14 protein-coding genes are annotated in these 18,990 nt (G+C 67.1%); 10 read left to right on the top strand and 4 right to left on the bottom strand.

Annotated elements, in window-relative coordinates; translation table 11 throughout:
* The 8 genes from AUCHE_RS13005 to AUCHE_RS12965 all read left to right on the top strand — a co-directional run bounded on the left by AUCHE_RS13005 (position 1) and on the right by AUCHE_RS12965 (position 10,259).
* Complete coding sequence (locus AUCHE_RS13005) at positions 1-759, top strand: CDP-alcohol phosphatidyltransferase family protein (protein WP_006503787.1); 759 nt, start codon at positions 1-3, stop codon at positions 757-759.
* Positions 756-1,967 (top strand): glycosyltransferase family 4 protein, encoded by a 1,212-nt coding sequence (locus tag AUCHE_RS13000; RefSeq protein ID WP_006503786.1) that lies wholly within the window; start codon positions 756-758, stop codon positions 1,965-1,967. The genes AUCHE_RS13005 and AUCHE_RS13000 overlap by 4 nt, the downstream gene beginning before the upstream one ends.
* The gene (locus AUCHE_RS16350) at positions 1,964-4,000 is read left to right on the top strand and encodes a glycosyltransferase (RefSeq protein WP_006503785.1); all 2,037 of its coding nucleotides are present in this window, start codon (positions 1,964-1,966) and stop codon (positions 3,998-4,000) included. The genes AUCHE_RS13000 and AUCHE_RS16350 overlap by 4 nt, the downstream gene beginning before the upstream one ends.
* 7 nt (positions 4,001-4,007) lie before the next feature.
* A complete protein-coding gene (locus AUCHE_RS15880; protein WP_006503784.1) occupies positions 4,008-5,219 on the top strand; it encodes a Wzz/FepE/Etk N-terminal domain-containing protein in 1,212 nt (403 codons plus the stop codon).
* The gene (locus tag AUCHE_RS12980) at positions 5,209-6,774 is read left to right on the top strand and encodes a glycerophosphodiester phosphodiesterase (protein ID WP_006503783.1); all 1,566 of its coding nucleotides are present in this window, start codon (positions 5,209-5,211) and stop codon (positions 6,772-6,774) included. The genes AUCHE_RS15880 and AUCHE_RS12980 overlap by 11 nt, the downstream gene beginning before the upstream one ends.
* Positions 6,771-8,258 carry a lipopolysaccharide biosynthesis protein gene (locus AUCHE_RS12975; protein ID WP_006503782.1) on the top strand — a complete coding sequence of 496 codons (1,488 nt, stop codon included), beginning with the start codon at positions 6,771-6,773 and terminating at the stop codon, positions 8,256-8,258. The genes AUCHE_RS12980 and AUCHE_RS12975 overlap by 4 nt, the downstream gene beginning before the upstream one ends.
* Before the next feature lie 61 nt (positions 8,259-8,319).
* Positions 8,320-9,210, top strand: a complete 891-nt coding sequence (gene rfbA, locus AUCHE_RS12970) for a glucose-1-phosphate thymidylyltransferase RfbA (protein ID WP_040322525.1) — start codon at positions 8,320-8,322, stop codon at positions 9,208-9,210.
* Positions 9,207-10,259 (top strand): glycosyltransferase family 2 protein, encoded by a 1,053-nt coding sequence (locus tag AUCHE_RS12965; protein WP_006503780.1) that lies wholly within the window; start codon positions 9,207-9,209, stop codon positions 10,257-10,259. The genes rfbA and AUCHE_RS12965 overlap by 4 nt, the downstream gene beginning before the upstream one ends.
* Here the strand turns inward: AUCHE_RS12965 and AUCHE_RS12960 are convergent.
* Positions 10,238-11,626: a CoA transferase gene (locus AUCHE_RS12960; protein WP_006503779.1), complete on the bottom strand. Its 1,389-nt coding sequence runs from the start codon at positions 11,624-11,626 to the stop codon at positions 10,238-10,240. The genes AUCHE_RS12965 and AUCHE_RS12960 overlap by 22 nt on opposite strands.
* Positions 11,627-11,839: 213 nt before the next feature.
* Here AUCHE_RS12960 and galE point away from each other — a divergent pair, with 213 nt between their 5' ends.
* Positions 11,840-12,856, top strand: coding sequence for a UDP-glucose 4-epimerase GalE (galE, locus tag AUCHE_RS12955; RefSeq protein WP_006503778.1), 1,017 nt, complete (start codon positions 11,840-11,842; stop codon positions 12,854-12,856).
* Positions 12,857-12,952: 96 nt separating this feature from the next.
* Here galE and AUCHE_RS12950 read toward each other — a convergent pair whose 3' ends face one another.
* From AUCHE_RS12950 to AUCHE_RS12940, 3 genes are all read right to left on the bottom strand, one after another.
* On the bottom strand, positions 12,953-13,753 hold the full coding sequence (locus AUCHE_RS12950; RefSeq protein WP_006503777.1) for a GntR family transcriptional regulator: 801 nt from the start codon (positions 13,751-13,753) through the stop codon (positions 12,953-12,955).
* Between the two features lie 48 nt (positions 13,754-13,801).
* Positions 13,802-15,151, bottom strand: coding sequence for an MATE family efflux transporter (locus AUCHE_RS12945; protein ID WP_006503776.1), 1,350 nt, complete (start codon positions 15,149-15,151; stop codon positions 13,802-13,804).
* 190 nt (positions 15,152-15,341) lie between these two features.
* Positions 15,342-15,722 carry a hypothetical protein gene (locus AUCHE_RS12940; RefSeq protein WP_006503775.1) on the bottom strand — a complete coding sequence of 127 codons (381 nt, stop codon included), beginning with the start codon at positions 15,720-15,722 and terminating at the stop codon, positions 15,342-15,344.
* A 286-nt stretch (positions 15,723-16,008) separates the two neighbouring features.
* On the opposite strand from AUCHE_RS12940, the gene dnaB reads away from it, so the two are divergent.
* Positions 16,009-18,480 (top strand): replicative DNA helicase, encoded by a 2,472-nt coding sequence (dnaB, locus tag AUCHE_RS12935; protein WP_006503774.1) that lies wholly within the window; start codon positions 16,009-16,011, stop codon positions 18,478-18,480.
* The last annotated feature ends 510 nt before the right edge of the window (positions 18,481-18,990 follow it).

Genomic DNA, 18,990 nt, shown 5'->3' with positions numbered 1-18,990 from the left:
ATGACCGACACCACCCGCCAGACAGCACGGTCCTCGAAAAGCATCGCCGACACCGTCCGCCTCCTGGCCTCCTACCAGAAGAGCAACAAAGGTGCACCGGCCTACTCACGTTTCGTGAACCGACCCCTCGGACGAGTCTTCGCCGCCGTGGCCTACCGCCTCGGCATGACCCCCAACCAGGTCACCCTCGTCAGCGGCAGCACCTCGCTGCTGGGCATCATCTGCCTGGCCACCCTCCAGCCGTCATGGACCACAGGCCTGCTCGTCAGCCTTCTGCTCGTCCTGGGATACGCCCTCGACTCCGCCGACGGGCAACTCGCCCGCCTCACCGGAGGCGGCTCCCCCGCAGGTGAGTGGCTCGACCACGTCGTCGACTGCGTCAAGATCAGCCTGCTCCACCTGACCGTGCTGATCTCGCTCTACCGGTTCACCGACCTCGACCGTGCGCTGCTGCTCGTCCCCGCGGCCTACGTCCTGGTCGCCAACCTGTACTTCTTCGCCTTCATCCTCGGCGACCTCCTCAAACGCACCAAAGGCGTCGCACCCGCCCGCAACACCCAGAAAGCCTCGGTACTGCGTTCGCTCGCCGTGGCACCCACCGACTACGGCGTGATGTGCCTCGTCTTCCTCGCCTGGGGCACCCCCGCAGTCTTCCTGAGCGCCTACGGGATCCTCCTGGCCGGAACCGCCGGCTACGTCGCCCTGGGCCTGCCCAAATGGTTCCGGGACATGGCCGCGCTCGCCGAGGTGCCCGCATGAGAACCGCACAGCACTCCCACCGGATCATGGCCGTGCACCCCGGCGCCGAACGCTACGGGTCCGACCGGATGTTCGCCGAGGCGGTGACCGGTTTCCTGCTCGCCGGACACGACGTCCAGGTCGTCCTCCCCGGGGAAGGTCCCCTCGGCACCCAACTGCGTGCTACCGGAGCCTCCGTCGACATCGCCGACATGCCGGTCCTCCGCAAGTCAGCGCTCTCCCCGCGCGGGCTGATCACCCTGCCCTGGCAGATGACCACCGGTCTGGTGCAGGCGATCTCCCTGCTGCGCAGCCACCGGCCGGATGTCGTCTACGTCAGCACCCTGACCATCCCGACCTGGCTACTCGCCGCCCGACTCAGCGGCGTCCGCGTCGTCTGCCACGTCCACGAGGCCGAACAAGCCGCATCCAGGGTCGTCCGTACCGGACTGGCAGCCCCACTTCTGCTCACCGACAAGGTGATCCTGAACAGCGCCTTCTCCGCGAACGTCCTCAACGAGGCCGTCCCCGCGCTCGAACGACGAGGAACCGTCGTCCCCAACGGAGTCGGTGCACCCACCGGAGCCACCATCGCACCCCGCGAGAAGCTCGAAGGCCCGGTGAAACTGCTCTTCGTCGGCCGGATCTCCCCCCGCAAAGGCCCAGACGTGGCCATCGACGCACTCCGTCGCCTGCGCGACACCGGCACCGACGCCCACCTCCGCATCGTCGGCTCCGTCTTCGACGGCTACGAATGGTTCGAGGAACAACTGCGCTCGGACGCCGCCGACCTGATCGACGCCGGAATCGTCACCCTGCAGGGATTCACCGACGACGTCTGGTCCGAACTCGCAGCCTGCGACATCGCCCTCGTGCCCTCGGTCATGGCCGAACCCTTCGGCAACACTGCCGTCGAAGCCGTCCTGGCCCAACGACCCGTCGTCGTCAGCAACATCGGCGGCCTGCCCGAAGCGGTCTCCGGCATCGACAGCGCCGACCTCGCCCGAGCCGGAGACGCCCTGGCACTCGCCGAAGCGGTCCGACGTGTCATCGACGCCTGGCCACAGATGATCGACCGAGCCGCCGCAGCCCGCGACCGAGCACTCATCCGGTTCGCCCCCGAAAGCTACCGAGCCTCGGTCACCCAGCTCGTCTGCGACCTCGACCGCGGCACCACAACCCCCTCCACCGCCACTGACGTAGACACGCAGACGGAGGGAACCAGATGAGCGGCGGACGGATTGCGGTCGTCGTCGTCAACTTCAACTCCGCCGAACTCCTGCGCATCAACCTGGTCGCCGTCCATCAACAGATGACCGCATCGACCGACCCCCTTCTGCAGGACGCCGCGATCGTGGTCGTCGACAACTGGCACAGTGACCAGGCCCGCACCGAAGCGCAGGAACTCTGCCGAGAACAGGGATGGCACTGCGTCCCCCAGGACGTCAACGGCGGCTTCGGCCACGGCATGAACATCGGCGTCTCCACAGCCCGCGAACTCGGCGCCGACCTCTACCTCCTGCTGAACCCCGACGCACAGATCGACGCAGCCTCCGTCGTCGAACTCGCCTCCGTCGTCGACAACGACCCGATGACACTCGCCGGGCCCGTGATCACCCGCCCCGACGGCACCCTGTGGTCCGACGGCCACGACCTCTACCTGCAGGACGGAAACACCCTGGCCACTCGTAAACGAGCCGCCGGGGAAACCGCTGTCGCACCCTGGCTGACCGGCGCCTGCCTCCTGATCAGCGACGCACTGTGGCGATCGGTCGACGGCTTCGCACCCGACTACTTCCTCTACTGGGAAGACGTCGAGCTCTCCTGGCGGGTACGTCAACTCGGCGGGAACGTGGCCGTCGTCCGCACCGCACACGCCATCCACGACGAAGGCGCCACCCACCGCACCCACGGACGCACCGGACACTCGCCCACCTTCATCTACTACAACGTGCGCAACCGGCTGCTCTTCGCCGCCCGCAACCTCGACCGACCCGGACGGGCACGATGGGCCCGCACCAGCCTGCCCGCAGCCCGTCGCATGCTGTTGTGGAGCGGACGCCGAGCAGTGCTGACCAACCCCCGACTGATCTGGGCCGCCGCCAGAGGCACCCTCGCCGGGCTGTGGATGATGCGCCACCACCAGGTGCGCCGAACCCACGCGCCCACCACCCGCCCGGTACGCGTCCTGGCCTCCTTCCCCGAACCACGGCCGACGACCAATCCGTACATCGTCATGCTCAAGGACGCACTCCAAGCCCGCGACGACGTCGAACTGCACACCTTCAGCTGGCGACGTGCGCTGACCGGTCGCTACGACGTCTTCCACGCACACTGGCCGGAGATCCTGGTCAGCGGGCACTCACCGCTGAAGACCGCCGTCCGCCAACTGTTCTTCGTGACCATGCTGGCTGCTTTCCGGGCGCGTGGCACCGCCATCGTCCGCACCGTTCACAACCTCGAACTGCCCCAGGGAATCTCCCCGAAGCAGGAGAAACTCCTGCGGCTTTTCGAGGCACGCACCGAACTGCGCATCCGAGTCAACGACAGCACCCCGATCCCCAACGGACCTCAAGCCACCGTCCCCCACGGCCACTACCGGGAATGGTTCGACCGCTACGAAACGCGCCAGAGCACGTCGGGACGCATCGCCTTCGTCGGCCTGATCCGACGCTACAAAGCCGTCGACCAGCTCATCAAGGCCTTCCGGGAGACCAGGGACAACCCGACGGCGACCACGCTCGTCGTCGCCGGACGCCCCTCCACCGACCAACTCGCCACCGAGATGCGCACCCTCGCCGCCGGCGACGACCGGATCACCCTGAACCTCCGGTTCCTCACCGACGAAGAACTCGTCTCCACCGTCACCGGCAGCGAACTGGTCGTCCTGCCCGCCCCGGAGATGCACAACTCCGGCACCGTCCTGATGGCGCTCTCCCTGGGCCGGCCCGTCCTCGTGCCCGACAACGAGGTCAACCGGAGGCTCGCCGAAGAAGTCGGCACAGGATGGGTGAACACCTTCACCGGGACACTCACCGGCGAACACCTCGACGACGCACTCGCCGCCTGCGCCCGACGCACCCCCCGCCCCCGACTGGATGCCCGCGACTGGCCGCATGCCGCAGCCCTGCACGTCGCCGCGTATCGGAACGCCCTCCGGGGGGACTTCCCCGAAGACAGCGACCAGACGGTCACATCCGTACCGGTAGGTGTCGATAAGGAGCCTGATGCCCACACGGTGAAACGGACGGAAGGACGGTGAACGCCCGATGACCGTCGGCGACATCCTCCACGCGGTACGTCGTGCCTGGTTGACGGTGCTGGCATGCACCCTGATCGGCGCCGCAGCCATGTTCGGGGTCTCCAAGCTCAGCACCCCGACGTATACCGCCTCCGCCAGGGTCTTCGTGTCGGTCGCCGCCAGCCGGGGCGCATCCGACCTCTCCCAAGGGGCGACCTTCGTCCAGTCGCAGGTGGCGTCGTACGCCGACCTGGCCACCTCACCGTACGTCCTCGACCCGGTCGCCAAACGTCTCGGGATCGCCGGCGGCGCCAAAGGGCTGTCCGGACGGGTCACCGGTTCCTCCTCCAAGGAGACCGTGCTGATCGACATCAAAGCCACCGACCCCGAAGCCCAACGCAGCTCGACGATCGCTGATGCCATCGCCGACGAGCTGGGCACCGCAGTCCGTCAACTCGCGCCGCGAGATGCCGACGGACGACCCATGGTGCAGGTGGTCACGGTGTCCCGATCCGGCCCACCCAGCGCCCCACAGAGCCCGAAGACCAGCCGCAACACACTGACCGGTGGGGCCAGCGGGCTGCTCATCGGTGTCCTCCTCGCCTGCCTGTGGGGCTTCTACCGCTCCAAGGGAAATCCCGGGTCGGTGACCGATGTCCCTCCAGCGGACGCCATCCCGGCTGCGGAGCCACCCTCGACCGGCAAGAAACAGACCTGGAGAAAACGGAAGAGCCCCGCGTCGGCGTCCACCCCCGCAGATGCGGACGGCGCCCCCGGGAAAAAGGGGAAAAACTCCCGGGCAGTCGAGCAGCCACCAGCCACCCGGGCCTCAGCGGAAGAGAACGCGCCCGCGGACGCGCCCGACCCGGCCGGTGAGAAGACCGCGGAGAACTCCCCCCCGGAACAGCCGGTGGCAGGCGATCAGCAGACCGAGGCATCGCAGAAGAACGACCGCTCCTCCGCCGCGATCAAACGGGCCGCGCAGGTGTCCCTGCCGACCCAACCGATGGCCTCCGCCAGACCGGCCGCCACTGGACCGGTCACGGCCCGCGACGACGACGCCCAGATCTCCAAGGCGGACCGCTTCCGCATCCCCGCCGTCCGCCGCCCCAGTTCCAAGGTGTCCTCCACCGACGAGCCGACCGTCTACATCCCGCCGGTGCCCCGAGCCGTAGAACCTTCGTCGCTGAAGGAACCCGGCCACCGGACATCCGCCGAAGGAGAAAGTCGTGACGGCTGAGCCCACCGACGAGGAGAAGAGCCCCGCCGGACAGGCACGACAGGACACGGTGAACCGGATCTCCCGGCGTGCTGTCCTGGCCGGCGGGGTGAGCCTGGTCGGCCTGGCAAGCGTCGGCGCCTGGGCCGCCATCCGCACCGGCCAGAACGCCGTCGCCCCCGGCGCAGCCGCTACCACCCCGACGGTCACCACTGTCGACCAATGGCGGCGTTCTGCTCACGGAGTGGTGCACATCGCCCACAGAGGCGTCGCCGCGGTCATCCCCGAACACACCCTCGAGGGATACACCCGGGCCGTCGAGGACGGCGGCACCTGTATGGAGATCTCCACCGTCCTGACCTCCGACCGGGTCCTGGTCTGTCAACACGACCTGACCCTGGAACGCACCACCAATACGACCGGCAAGGTATCGAGCAGGACCCAAGCCCAACTGGCCTCGGTGAAAGCGGTGCAACCCGGCCTCGGACCGCGATGGCAGGGCACCGGCGCGGCAGGTATTACCACACTCGAGAAAACACTGGATGTCGTCTCCGAACGGGCCATCCTCTGCCTGGAAGCCAAGGACGACGCCGGTTTTCCACTCCTGTTGGACACCATCTGGCGACGCAAGTTGCAGGATCGAGTCTTCATCAAAGTGCCGGTGACCTCCCACCGGATCGAAGAAGCCGCCAGGGCAGGGCTCCCCGTCTTCGCCTACTACGGCACCGTCGAAGGCCTGACCCCTGAGAGCGTGCAACAGGTCGCGGCGAAACTCTCCCGACACCGGGACGTCCTGGTCCTCCCCGCCCGCACCATCGAAGGCGCCCGCACTCCGGAAGCGCCCCTGGCCGCTGCCGTGCGCACCGGGATACCGGTCTGGGTGCACCCGGTGCACCGGCGCAGCGATATCGACTATTTCCGGGCGCGTATGGTCCAGGGATTCATCTCTTCCCATGTCGGATACACCTCCGGGACGGTCCCGCCCCGGAAGTCGGTGATCTGGGGAGAAGGCATGCTCGGACCGGGTGACCTGGTGCTCGACCCCTACGCGGAGGCCGACCGGCTCGAATGGCCCGACCCCGGCGCAGTGCGACTACGTTCTCGTCAGAAGGCGGCCTCCCTCCTGCTCGGCAGCCTCTGCCCGATCTCCTCACCGGAGGGCGACTATCGGGTCGAATTCGACATCAGGTTCGACAAACCCTCCTCCAACTCCCCTGCCAACGCCGGTTTCGTGCTCGCTTTCGGCCATCTCGACGACCGCTACTACGACCACGAGGGCGGGGTGGGTGACGGCTACCACGCCACACTCTCCCCCTCCGGTCAGCTCGCCGTCGGCGCCCACCACCACGGGAAGAAGGAAAGCGACCAGTTGACCGCCGACGTCGCCGGCCCTGATCAACGTTGGAGCCGGTGGTCCCGGATGCGGCTGGAGGTCAGCCGAGGCAGCCTGCGTTGGGGGTTCGCCGACGGCGCAGGCGTCCAGACCACGGACACGCGCTGGCGGGGCGGCTATCTGCACGTCGGACGAGCAGCGGGCGCGCCTGCAGTCAGCATCCGTTCCGTGGTGGTCTCATGACCGGGCAGGGAGAAGATCCCACCGGGAAGTCGAAGACGACCGCTCTCGGCCGGGCCGCGATGCGGGGCGCCGCCACCAGCCTGGGCGGCCAGATCCTGCGGGTCCTGATCCAGACCGGCAGCATCGTCGTCCTGGCGCGTCTGCTGCAACCCGCCGAGTACGGCCTGATCGCCATGGTCATGGTGATCATCGGCGTCGGTGAGATCTTCCGCGACTTCGGACTCAGCTCGGCCGCGGTGCAGGCCCCGACGCTGTCCCGTGACGAACGGGATGCCCTGTTCTGGATCAACACCGGGCTGGGCGTCCTCCTCGCCGGGTTGCTCGCTGCGGCCGCGCCACTGGTCGCGATGCTCTTCGACGAACCGGCGCTGACCGGGATCTGCCAGGTGCTGGCGCTCACCTTCGTGCTCAACGGGGCTGCCACCCAATATCGGGCGGGACTGATGCGAGAACTCCGTTTCGGGGCCCTGGTCGTCGTCGATGTCGCCGCCCAGATCGGCGGAGTCGCCACAGCGATCACCTTGGCGGCAGCCGGTTTCGGCGTGTGGGCCCTGGCCGTTCAGCAGGTCGCGACCGGCGTGGTGATGATGATCGTCCTGTTGTGGGTCGCGCGCTGGCTTCCAGGGCGTCCCCGTCGAGGCGTCGATGTCCGTTCCTTCATGACCTTCGGCTGGTATCTGGTCGCCAGCCAGCTCGTCGGATATGCGGCGAACAATGCCGACACCTTCGTCATCGGTCTGCGCCTGGGCAAAGGTCCGCTGGGCTTGTACAACCGGGCGTTCCAGCTGCTCATGCAGTCGTACAACCTGGTACGGGTTCCGATCACCAGGGTGGCGGTCCCGGTCTTCGCCCGCCTCCAGGACGACGAGGTCGCCTATCGCCGTTTCCTGGCGCGCGGTCAGCTCTGCCTGGGTTACACCCTGGTGGTGGCGCTCGCCTGGGTCGCCGGGGCTGCCGAGCCGGTTGTGGCCTTGCTGCTCGGCCCGGCCTGGTCGTCGGTGTCGCCGCTGCTGGCCTGGTTGGCGGTCGCTGCGGCCTTCGACACCTTGGCTTTCGTCGGTTACTGGGTTTATGTCTCCCGGGGGTTGACGCGCGATCTGATGCGGTTCACCTTCGTGGCTTCCACGATCAAGATCACCTGCGTCGTGGCGGGGTCGTGGTTCGGTCTCGTGGGTGTCGCCGCCGGGTATGCGCTGGCTCCTGCGGTGACCTGGCCGTTGTCCTTGTGGTGGATGGGGCGGTGCGCCGGTGTCGTCGTGGACGATCTCTATCTGGGTGCTCTGCGGATCATCGCGGTGGCCGGGGTGTCGGGTTTCGCGGCCTGGTCCGCGGTGGGTGCCACTTCAGGTTGGTGGTCGGTGGCGCAGTTGTTGGCCGGTGGGCTGGCGGGGGTGGCGGCGGTCGGGGTGGGTGCGCTCGTGCTCCGCCGGGTTCGCGCGGATATCGGTGAAGTTCGTTCCGCTGTGGCTCTGATCCGCCGATGAGGTCGAGGAAGACGATGGGGCGGTCGCCGGGTCCGGCGGTCCGAGCAGGAAGGACGATGTGATGCGCGGGATCATTCTGGCCGGGGGGACAGGGTCGCGTCTGCACCCCATCACCCAGGGGGTGAGTAAGCAGCTCGTCCCGGTGTACGACAAACCGATGATCTACTACCCGTTGTCGACGTTGATCCTGGCGGGTATCCGGGACATTCTCGTGATCACGACTCCGCACGATTCGGACAGTTTCGCTCGGCTCCTCGGCGACGGTTCACAGTTCGGTATCTCGATCACCTACGCTCAGCAGCCCGAGCCCAAGGGGTTGGCTCAGGCGTTCACCATCGGGGCGGATTTCCTCGACGGGCATCCGGCTGCGCTCGTCCTGGGCGACAACATCTTCTACGGGCAGGGCCTGGGCACTCATCTCAGCTTGGCGGAGCAGATCGACGGGGCGTTGATCTTCGCTTACTGGGTGGCTCATCCCAGTTCGTACGGTGTCGTGGAGTTCGACAGCGACGGGAGGGCGATCTCCTTGGAGGAGAAACCTGTCCGCCCGCGAAGCCATTATGCGATCCCGGGGTTGTATTTCTACGACAACGATGTGGTCGAGATCGCCCGCCAGTTGAAGCCTTCGGCCAGAGGCGAACTGGAGATCACCGATATCAACCGGACCTATCTCGACCAGGGGCGGCTCAAGGTCGTCACGCTGCCTCGGGGGACGGCCTGGCTGGACACCGGGACCTTCGCCGACCTCAACGACGCCGGCGACTTCGTCCGGACCATTCAGGCCCGGCAGGGGCTTCAGGTGGGGTGCCCAGAGGAAGCTGCTTGGCGGAGGGGTTTCCTCGACGACACCGGTTTGGAGGAACGCGCCGGGCTGTTGCGGAAGTCCGGGTACGGCGAATATCTGATGCAACTGTTGGCCCGCGGCGACAAGGTCGGTGTTCCTGGGGAATGAGCGAGAACAAAACTGCGGGCGGGGTGCCATCGGGGCGGGGGATCCGCGTGGCCGTGGCCGTGCCGACCTATCGGCGCAATGACCATCTGACCGCGTTGCTACCCCTGCTGGTGGAGCAGATCCGGGATCTCGACGAGGGGGTGACCGGCCGGGTCGTGATCGTCGACAACGATCCGGGGCAGGGCGCTCGGCCCGTGGTGGAGGAGGCGGCCCTTCCTGGGGTGACCTATGTGTCCGAGACGACGCCGGGGATCGCTTCGGCGCGTAATCAGGCGTTGGCGGCGTGTGCGGACGACGATGCGCTGGTCTTCATCGACGACGACGAACGTCCGCACCCGCTCTGGCTGGCCCTGATGGTCCGGACCTGGCTTTCCAGCGGTGCGGCGGGGGTGGCCGGTCGGGTGTTGGCCGATTACCCGGAGGATCTGGACCCGTGGGTTCTCGCGGGGGGTTTCTTCGTGCGACGCACCTGGCCTACCGGGACTGTCGTTCCGGCTGCGCCGACGTCCAACCTGCTTGTGGATCTGGCCGTGGTGCGTCGGATGGGTTTGCTCTTCGACGTCCGTACCGGGATGACCGGTGGCGAGGACACGCTGTTCACCCGGACGTTGACCGCTGCGGGGGAGCGGATCGTGTACTGCGAGGAAGCTGCCGTGGTCGATCAGGTGCCGGGGTCGCGGGCCAATCGCAGGTGGGTGTTGACCCGGGCGTTCAGCCACGGGAATTCGACAGGACTTTTGGATACGGGTTTCCCTGGGGGTTCGGTTTCTTCGCTTCGCCGGGTTCAGGTGGGCGCAGGGGGCGTGGCGCGTGGCGCGGTGGGCGCGGCCCGGGCCTGTGCCGGTGTGGTCTTGGGGCGCGCGGATCATCAGGCCAAGGGGTTGCGTCTGGCAGCGCGGGGTCTGGGTATCGCCGTGGGCGCTTCGGGCCGGGTCTTCCTGGAGTATGCGAGGCCGTTGCCGGACGGGTCGGTGCGTCGGGTGGTGCCGGTGTCGGTGTTGGAGGGGTCTTCGTCCGCTGGGTCCGGTCAGGTCGGGGGGCCGGCGTAGTCCACCGGTACGCCTCCGGCCAGCACGGCAGGCCGGGCGTAGGTGAGGAGGCCGTAGTCGGAGTCGATTTCGTGGAGTGTGCCGGGTAGTTCCTGGGCCGTCCCGTCCAGGCTGGGCAGGTTCAACAGTTCGTGGGCTGTCCGGGCCAGGGAGAGTCGGCCTGTGCCGGCGGCGCCTTGTCGACGTCGCCGGGCGATCAGGGCGAGCGTGGCTGCTGCTGCTCCGTATCCGGTGGCCTGATTGAGCGCCCGTACCGGCAGGGTTCTGGGTTTTCGGGGGGACGGCCGCCAGACGAGGGTGGGGTTGGTGATGTCGACGTCGGCGGGTTCTTCGGTGTCGTGGATGGGCCGGGAGTAGAGGTGGGCGATGCCGGTGGCGGCCTGGACGACGGCGTCGGATCCGGCTTCGTGTCGCCACGGGCTGGTGTTCCCCCAGGCGGTGATGTCGACGACGGCCAGGTGGGGGTGTCGTCGGGTGGTGGCGGGGATGTCGAGGGCGCAGGTGGCGTCCTCCTGTCGGTGGCAGGAGTGGACGACGGCGTCGGCGCCGGCGAGTAGTTCGTCGAGTCGGTCTTGCCCGGCCGTGGTTGCGAGGTCGATTTCTACGGTGCGTTTCCCGAATCCGGTGTCGAGTTGTCTTCCGGTCGGGGCCGACCGGTGCGGTGGGATGACGCGGAGGACGTCGGCGCCGAGCAGGGCGAGCAGTCGGGTCGAGGTCGGGCCCAGTGCGAGGTCGGTGAGGTCGATGATCTGTAGTCCGGTGAGGGTGCGTAGCGGCGGGTTTTCGGGGATTCGGCTGGTGTCGGGGTCTGGCAGGGTGGCGTCGATCCAGGGGCGGGCGCCGACGGTTCGTCCCATGTCGGAGGCCAGCCATTCCTGGGGTGTCCGGACGGCTGCCGCGGTGCCGCCGTGTTCTCGGATCAGGTGTTCGGCCTGGGCTGCGGTCATCGTCCGGGCCAGGGCTTCGGGGCTGTCGGTGTGGAGGCACCGCGCCGGGGGGTGGTTGTGGTGGGGTCGGCTGTCGTGGGCGCGGATCCATCCGTCTTGGCAGGGGAAGAACCGGGTGGGGTGTTCGACCGGGTGCAGGGGGCGTCCGTCGACGCGGAGGTGTTCGGGGGATGCGGTCCAGGTGCTGAGTTGGCGGGCGTCGACGGCGAACCGGTCGTGGTCGAGGAGGTCGTTGGCCGCGGTGAGTGCTGCTTGGAGCGCGCCGAGGAGGAGTCCTTCGACGTCGAGGGGCCCGGCCCACCACATTCGGGGCCCGAGGATCGGGGCGATGCGGGTGGGGGCGATGTCGCCGAGGACGGGGGTCAGGTGGTGGTGCAGCGCTGGGGCGGCTGTCGTGCGTCGTACGAGGGCAGCCTTCATGGGCTCAGGCTGTCAGCTGGGTCGGTTGGGGGGTAGTGCTGCACGGACGTCCGTCCGTCCGGCGGGTGGACGCTGCTGTGACCGGTCGGTGGGCGACCGTCTGTCCGTGGAGGGGTGGCGGGTTGTGTCGCGTGGGTTTTGCCTTGCATGCCGATATCAGGTGACTTTAACGAAATCTCTTGAACGGCAATGGGATAGATCTAGACTCGGGTGATGCGCGTAGTGGTCACGGGCGGTTGTGGATACATCGGCTCGCACACCGTGTTGCACCTCGTCGAGGCGGGACACCATGTCGTCGTCGTCGACGACTTCTCCAATTCGTCCCCCCTGGTGATCGACCGCCTCGAGGAACTCGCCCGATGCCCCCTCACGGTGCACCGGTTCAGCGTGGAGGACCGGGAACGCACGATGGACCTCTTCGCCGCCGAACCGGTCGACGCCGTCATCCACTTCGCCGGGTTCAAAGCGGTCGGCGAATCCACGGAGCAACCGATCGACTACTACCGAAACAACATCGGCAGCACCCTGTCCTTGGTGGCGGCGATGTCGGCCCATGACGTGCACCGACTGGTCTTCTCCTCCTCGGCCACCGTCTACGGAGAAGGATCGCGCCCACCGATGGTCGAGGACATGCCGACCGGGGCGACCAACCCGTACGGGTGGACGAAGGTGATGATCGAACAGATCCTCAAGGATGTCGCCGCCACCGACGAACGCTGGCGGGTCGCTCTGCTGCGTTACTTCAACCCGGTCGGGGCGCATCCGTCGGGCCGGATCGGCGAGGACCCCTCAGGGACACCGAACAACCTGCTGCCCTTCATCGCTCAGGTGGCCGTCGGACGACGGGAGAAACTGCGCGTCTTCGGCGGGGACTACCTCACCCCGGACGGCACCGGTGTCCGCGACTACATCCACGTCGACGACCTGGCCGCCGGGCACGTCGCCGCCCTGGCAGCCCTCGACCGGATGGAGGACCGGGTCGGCGTCTGGAATCTCGGGACCGGCCGGGGAACCAGCGTGCTGGAACTCCTGCACGCCTTCGAACGGGCCTGCGGCCGTGAAATCCCCTACGAGCTCGTGGACCGCCGGGCCGGCGACCTCGCGGAGACTTATGCCGACCCCAGCCGGGCCCACCACGATCTGGGGTGGCAGGCGACACGCACCATCGACGACATCTGCGCCTCCTCCTGGCATTGGCAATCGAACAACCCACAGGGCTACCAGGACTGAACCCCGTCCAGGCTTCCCGGGCTGACCGGCCCCGGACAGCTGCCCCCGGGGGTCCGGCCGCCCCGACCTGACCGCCCCGACAAGCTGCCGGACGCCTCAGCGGAGGTCAGGGTGCGGCTGCCCTCCAGGTCGATGACGCCTCTCACCGTCGTCCAGGGCGACAGTGACACTGATGCTGTACTGATCCCCGCGATAACGGTGATCGCCGCATTCGATGATCCGACCGTCGGCGTCATAGGCACTACGCCACATCGTCAACAACGGGTCGGCCCTGGTCAGGTCGAGGAGCTGACGTTCCGCACCGGTGGCATTACGGGCGCCGAAGGTCTGCTCCGCAGTATGCGGGGCCAGATCCTCGCCGCGCAGGATCGAATAGAGACCGTCCTGCTCGAGCCGTTCAGGGGTGAGCGCGGGCAGCACCGGACTGTCCGGGGGGAGCCAGTTCTCCAGGATCGCCAAGGGGATGTCGCCGACAGAACGTAACCGGGTGATGTGGATCAGAGCGGTCCTGGGCGGCAACCCCAAGGCGAGCGCAGCCTGACGGTGCACGGCCCCTTCTTCGAGGGTGAGCAGCTTGGTACGGGGCGAACGGTGCTCTGCGCTCAGGTCGTCGTAGAGGCTGTTCAACTCGGCCTGCTGGCGGACTTTTCCGGTGGCGACGACGGTCCCGACCCCGCGGCGTCGGACGAGGAGTTCCTTGGCGACGAGGACGGCGATGGCACGACGGACGGTGGGCCGGGACAGGTGCAGGCGCCGGGCGAGGTCGACCTCGGTCTCCAGCAGCGAACCTGGGGGGAGCTCGCCGTTGTCGATCCCGGTGAGCAGCTGCCTGGCCAGTTGGAGATAGAGAGGCTGTGTGCTGGTGCGATCGATGTGGATGGGGAGCGGCGCAGTCACGCGGCCACAGTAGTGCCGGACGGACGCGGCGACCTCCAGGGGCGGCCGTCATCTGACGCCGACGACCATCCAGTCCTCGCGGGCGGCTCGACGGTGCAGGGCGAGCGCTCGCACGCTCATGAAGATCAGGAAGGCGACCCAGAGCACGGCGGTGGCCGTGGCGGGGCCGAGTGCGCTCAGGGGGTCCGCCCAGTGGTGGATCCCGATGGCGAGGGGGGTGTAGCCGACGAGCAGGAGGGTCTGGGTGCGGGCCAGCCAGGTGCTGTCGCCGGCGCCGATGAGGATGCCGTCGAGGACGAAGGCCAGTCCGGCGATGGGCTGGCCCAGGGCGATGACGATCAGGGCGGCGCCGATGGCGGAGTGGACGGCGGGGTCGCTGGTGAACAGGGCGGGGAGGAGTCGGTGGGTGGCCAGGAGCAGCATGCCGAGTCCGAGCCCGACGAGGATGCCCCATCGGGAGATGAGCGTGGTGGTGGTGCGGGTCGCGGTGCGGTCGCCGGCGCCGAGGGATCGTCCGGTGAGGGCTTGTCCTGCGATGGCCAGGGAGTCCAATGCGAACATGAGGAAGGCCCAGATGCTGGTGGTCACCTGGTGGGCGGCGAGGGGGGTGTCGCCGAGTGCGACGGCGGCCCAGGTGGTCAGGAGCAGTACTCCACGCAGGGAGAGGGTGCGGACGAGCAGGGGGAGTCCGTCGGCGGCGGCGCGGAGGATTCCGCGGGGGTGGGGTCGTAGGGGTGCGTGGTGGCGGCGGGCGTGGTGGGCGACGACGGCGAGCATGCCGACGGCCATGCCGTTCTCGGCGATGGCGGTGCCCCAGGCGGATCCGGCGATCCCTAGGTCGAGGCCGTAGACGAACCAGAGGTTGAGCAGGGCGTTCGTGATGAATCCGAGGGTGGTGGTGATCAGCGGGGTCCGGGTGTCCTGGAGTCCGCGGAGGATGCCTGCGGCGGCCAGGACGAGCAGCATCCCGGGGAGTCCGAGGGCGCTGATCCGCAGGTAGGTGGTGGCTTCGTGGAGGACGGCCGGTGAGGGGTCGAACAGGCGGCACAGGGGGTCGGCGGTGAGGCCGACGACGAGGCTGGTGAGGAGGCCCAGTGCGAGTGCCAGCCAGATGCCGTCGAGTCCTGCGCCGATGGCGGCGCGGGTGTCTTTGGCGCCGAAGGTGCGGGAGACCAGTGCGGTGGTTCCGTAGGCCAGGAAGACGAAGACGCCGGCGGCGGTGGAGAGGATGGTTCCGGCGATGCCGAGGCCGGCGAGGGGGGTGGTGCCGAGGTGTCCGACGATGGCTGAGTCGGCGAGGCGGAACAGTGGTTCGGCGATGAGGGTGAAGAAGGCCGGCAGTGCGAGGGCGAGGACCGCTCTGTGCGGTGTTCCCTCGGACGGGGCGTGGGCGTTCACCGGTGAAGTCTAGGTGGTGTTCCGGTGGGGGTGTGGGGGTCGCTTCGGCCTGGTCGGTGTCGATGACAGGCTGTAGTGATCGGCGTTTGCGGATATTGGGTCCGTTGTACGCATTGCTGTCGACAACGTGGTGTCAGGTCGGGCGTGGGTCGCCGGTGTTGTCGCTGTGATCTGCGTTCCGGGGCCCCGGCTACTGGTGAGTTATCCCCAGGAGGGCTGTGAGCTGGACATTTGACGCTTTCTTGACCCGGGAGGGGTAAAAGCCCAGCGTGTGGCGGTGGGAGATCTCTTCGGGTGGCTCTTTTGCCTGGTCGACCTGGTGGTGCGGGTCGGTTGTCCACAGCTGTGTCCACAGCACCGTGGAGGCATCTGTTCCGAATGGAAACAGGCGGCCGTTCAGTTTCGTCCGTGAGTGACTGGAATAAGGCTTCTGCTCGTATTTCGAGACGATCAGTCTTATAAAGGCGGTTCTGCGTTGAACTTTTTTGTTCAACAGCCTGCGTCTCGTATCCATGCCGGTCAGTGGCTCGCGCTGTGGCGGATTGCCCTGCTTGTCCCCAGCTTCGTCCACACCTTGCAGACTTTCTCCACCGATGGAGCCCCACTTATCCCCAAGTTGTCCACAGCGTTACCCACAGGTGTTCTTGAGCGCAGGCGTGTTATCGCCCTAGCGTGTCTTGTCCGCACCTTCAAGCGGGCGTGACAGGTTCGTACCGATCATGGTCATCGCCCGCGTCTCCCGCGTTGATACGCAGGTCACAGCATTGTCGGTCGGTCGGAAGAGACTGAGGAACAACAGTTCTCGAACGTGTGGCCATCAAGGGAAGTCCAGGGGGAAGGGAGCGTGGTTCAGCGGTATGTCGCTTTCTGAGCTCGAGGAACAGTTCGCCTCATCCAGCGGCGGCCCGGACGACCGGACACCACCCCAGGACATCCATGCCGAGCAGTCCGTCCTCGGTGGAATGCTCCTGTCGAAGGACGCCATCGCCGACTGCGTGGAATCTCTCCGCGGAACCGACTTCTACCGGCCGGCCCACGAGCTCATCTACGACGCCGTTCTCGACCTGTACGGACGCGGCGAACCGGCCGACGCGATCACCGTTGCCGACGAACTCACCAAACGGGGTGAGCTGACCCGCATCGGTGGACAGTCCTACCTGCACCAGCTCATCTCCTCGGTGCCCACGGCGGCCAACGCCGGTTACTACGCCCAGATCGTCGCCGAACGCGCCACTCTGCGCCGACTCGTCGATGCGGGTACCCGCATCGTGCAGATGGGTTACGGGCAGGGCGGTGGAGACGTCGAGGAGATCGTCAACGCGGCCCAGGCCGAGGTCTACGCAGTCGCCGACAAACGCGGCTCGGAGGATTACCACCTGCTGCGCGACCTCCTGGAACCCACCTACGACGAGATCGAGGCCGCCGGGGGCGCCTCCGGCGACATGGCCGGGGTCCCCACCGGGTTCACCGAACTCGACGAACTCACCAACGGGTTGCATGCCGGTCAGATGATCGTCATCGCCGCCCGGCCCGCCGTCGGCAAGTCGACCTTGGCCCTGGACTTCGTGCGTGCCGCCGCGATCAAGCACAAACAGGCCGCTGTCATCTTCTCCTTGGAAATGAGCCGTTCGGAGATCACGATGCGTCTGATCTCCGCCGAGGCGGGCATCAACCTGTCCAAGGTCCGTCGCGGAAAGCTCGAGGACCGCGACTGGGAGAAACTGGCCCGGCTCGCCTCCGACTTCGACACCGCGCCGCTGTTCATCGACGACTCGCCGAACATGTCGCTGATGGAGATCCGGGCGAAGTGCCGCCGTCTGAAACAGCGCAACAATCTCAAACTCATCGTGATCGACTACCTGCAGCTGATGAGTTCCGGCAAACGGGTCGAGAGCCGCCAGCAGGAAGTCTCCGAGTTCTCCCGGGCGCTGAAGCTCCTGGCCAAGGAGCTGGAGGTGCCGGTCATCGCGCTCTCCCAGCTGAACCGTGGCCCAGAACAGCGCACCGACAAGAAGCCGCAGGTCAGTGACCTGCGTGAGTCGGGTTGCCTGACCGGCGACACCCGGATCCTGCGGGCTGACACCGGTGCCGAGGTCTCCATCGCCGAGCTGGTCGTCTCCGGGGAGAAAGACGTCCCGGTCTGGGCCCTGGACGAGTCCTTGCGCTATGTGCCCCGCCTGATGACTCACGCCTTCCCGACCGGGGTGCGGCCGGTCTTCCGGCTCACGACCGCTGCGGGTCGTACGGTCCGTGCGACGGAGAACCATCCCTTCCTGACCTTCGACGGTTGGCGTTCCCTGGGTGATCTGCGGATCGGTCAGCGGGTCGCTGCGCCCCGGCATATTCCGGCACCTGAGCGGTCGGACGACAGCTGGCAGGACGGCGATGTCGCGACTGCGGCCCAGGTGTGCGTGGCTTCACCGGGTGCGGTGATCCCGCAGGCGATCTTCCGTCTGCCCAAGCGGCAGATCGCGATCTTCCTCCGCGCGTTCTTCACCGCCGCCGGCGGGGTCATGCTTCCGCAGGAGCAGGCCGGCGGGCAGCTCTTCTGTTTCGCACCGAACCGGGGTCTGCTCGATCGGGTGGCGCTTCTGCTGTGGCGTTTCGGGATCACCGGTCAGCTGGTGGGCGACGAGACCGGGTGGATGTTCGACATCGTCGATGTCGACTGCCAGCGCCGTTTCCTGCAGGAGATCGGTGTCGATGGTGATGCCGCCGTCGACGCGCTGCGTCTGCTGGACATCGTGCGGGAGACCACCGCGGTCACCACTGAGGTGGTGACCGCCGATGCCTTGGTGGCGGAGATGGCTGGCGTGTCCTGCGCGGACGGGTCGACCGTGGAGTCCGCTGACACCGGGGAACTCCGGGTGATCAAGGTTGCCGAGGGCGCGGAGGCCGCCGATCTGGCTGCGCGTGGGGCCTGGGGTCGGGTAGCGACGGCTCTGGTCGACGGGGCCGACGGTGACGATGCTCTCCCGCAGATCGCTGCTTGTCTCGACGGTGACGGTCTCGACCTGGAAGCTGTCAACGACGTCATGTGGGACGTGGTGGAGAGCATCGAGCTCGACGGGGTTGAAGAGGTCTACGACGCCACTGTCCTGGGCGCGCACAATTTCGTCGCCAATGGCGTCGCCGTGCACAACTCGATCGAGCAGGACGCCGACATGGTGATGCTGCTCCACCGCGAATCCATGTACGAGCAGGATTCCCCCCGCGAGGGCGAGGCCGACATCATCGTCGCCAAGCACCGTAACGGCCCGACCAAGACGATCACCGTCGCCTTCCAGGGGCATTACAGCCGTTTCACCAACATGGCCACCAACTACTGATCTGTAGTCGAGATGCCCTCTACTTTGATCAAACGGTCAGAGATACAGCTAGCCGAGTTAACCCATGTCGCCCAGACGGAGAAGCAGGAACGCCCGATCTATCTCGCTTAGCTCAGGAGCAGGGGCGAGCCGAACGTGAGCGGCGGCCTCTGCGGTGAAATCGTCTTCATGAAGTACCTCATTCCCTTTCCTTGCCTCTGCGTGAGGTCTATGACAGCTCGCTTGTGTTTACGAGCGCTGATCAAGCGATGAGGACGATCGTGAACCACTCCGCTGTCGCTGCGCAGACGATGGCCCTCCACTGGTGCCGTCACCACTGTGACACCATCCCATCGCGACTTTGCTGCTGATGATGAAGGGCGTGAGCTGGGTGTGCCAGGAGATTTTCCGGGAAGCGCGCAGCCCTGACCAGGTGGCGCTCCTGCCTAGCGGACCGCTGAGTCTCACCCCAGCTTTGCTACCCGATCTGGCTGACGACACCAGGGAGTCTCAGAGCGGGTACTTACTGGA

The organism is Austwickia chelonae NBRC 105200 (genome assembly GCF_000298175.1).
GTDB lineage: Bacteria > Actinomycetota > Actinomycetes > Actinomycetales > Dermatophilaceae > Austwickia > Austwickia chelonae.
This window is presented reverse-complemented; position numbering and strand designations above follow the sequence as displayed.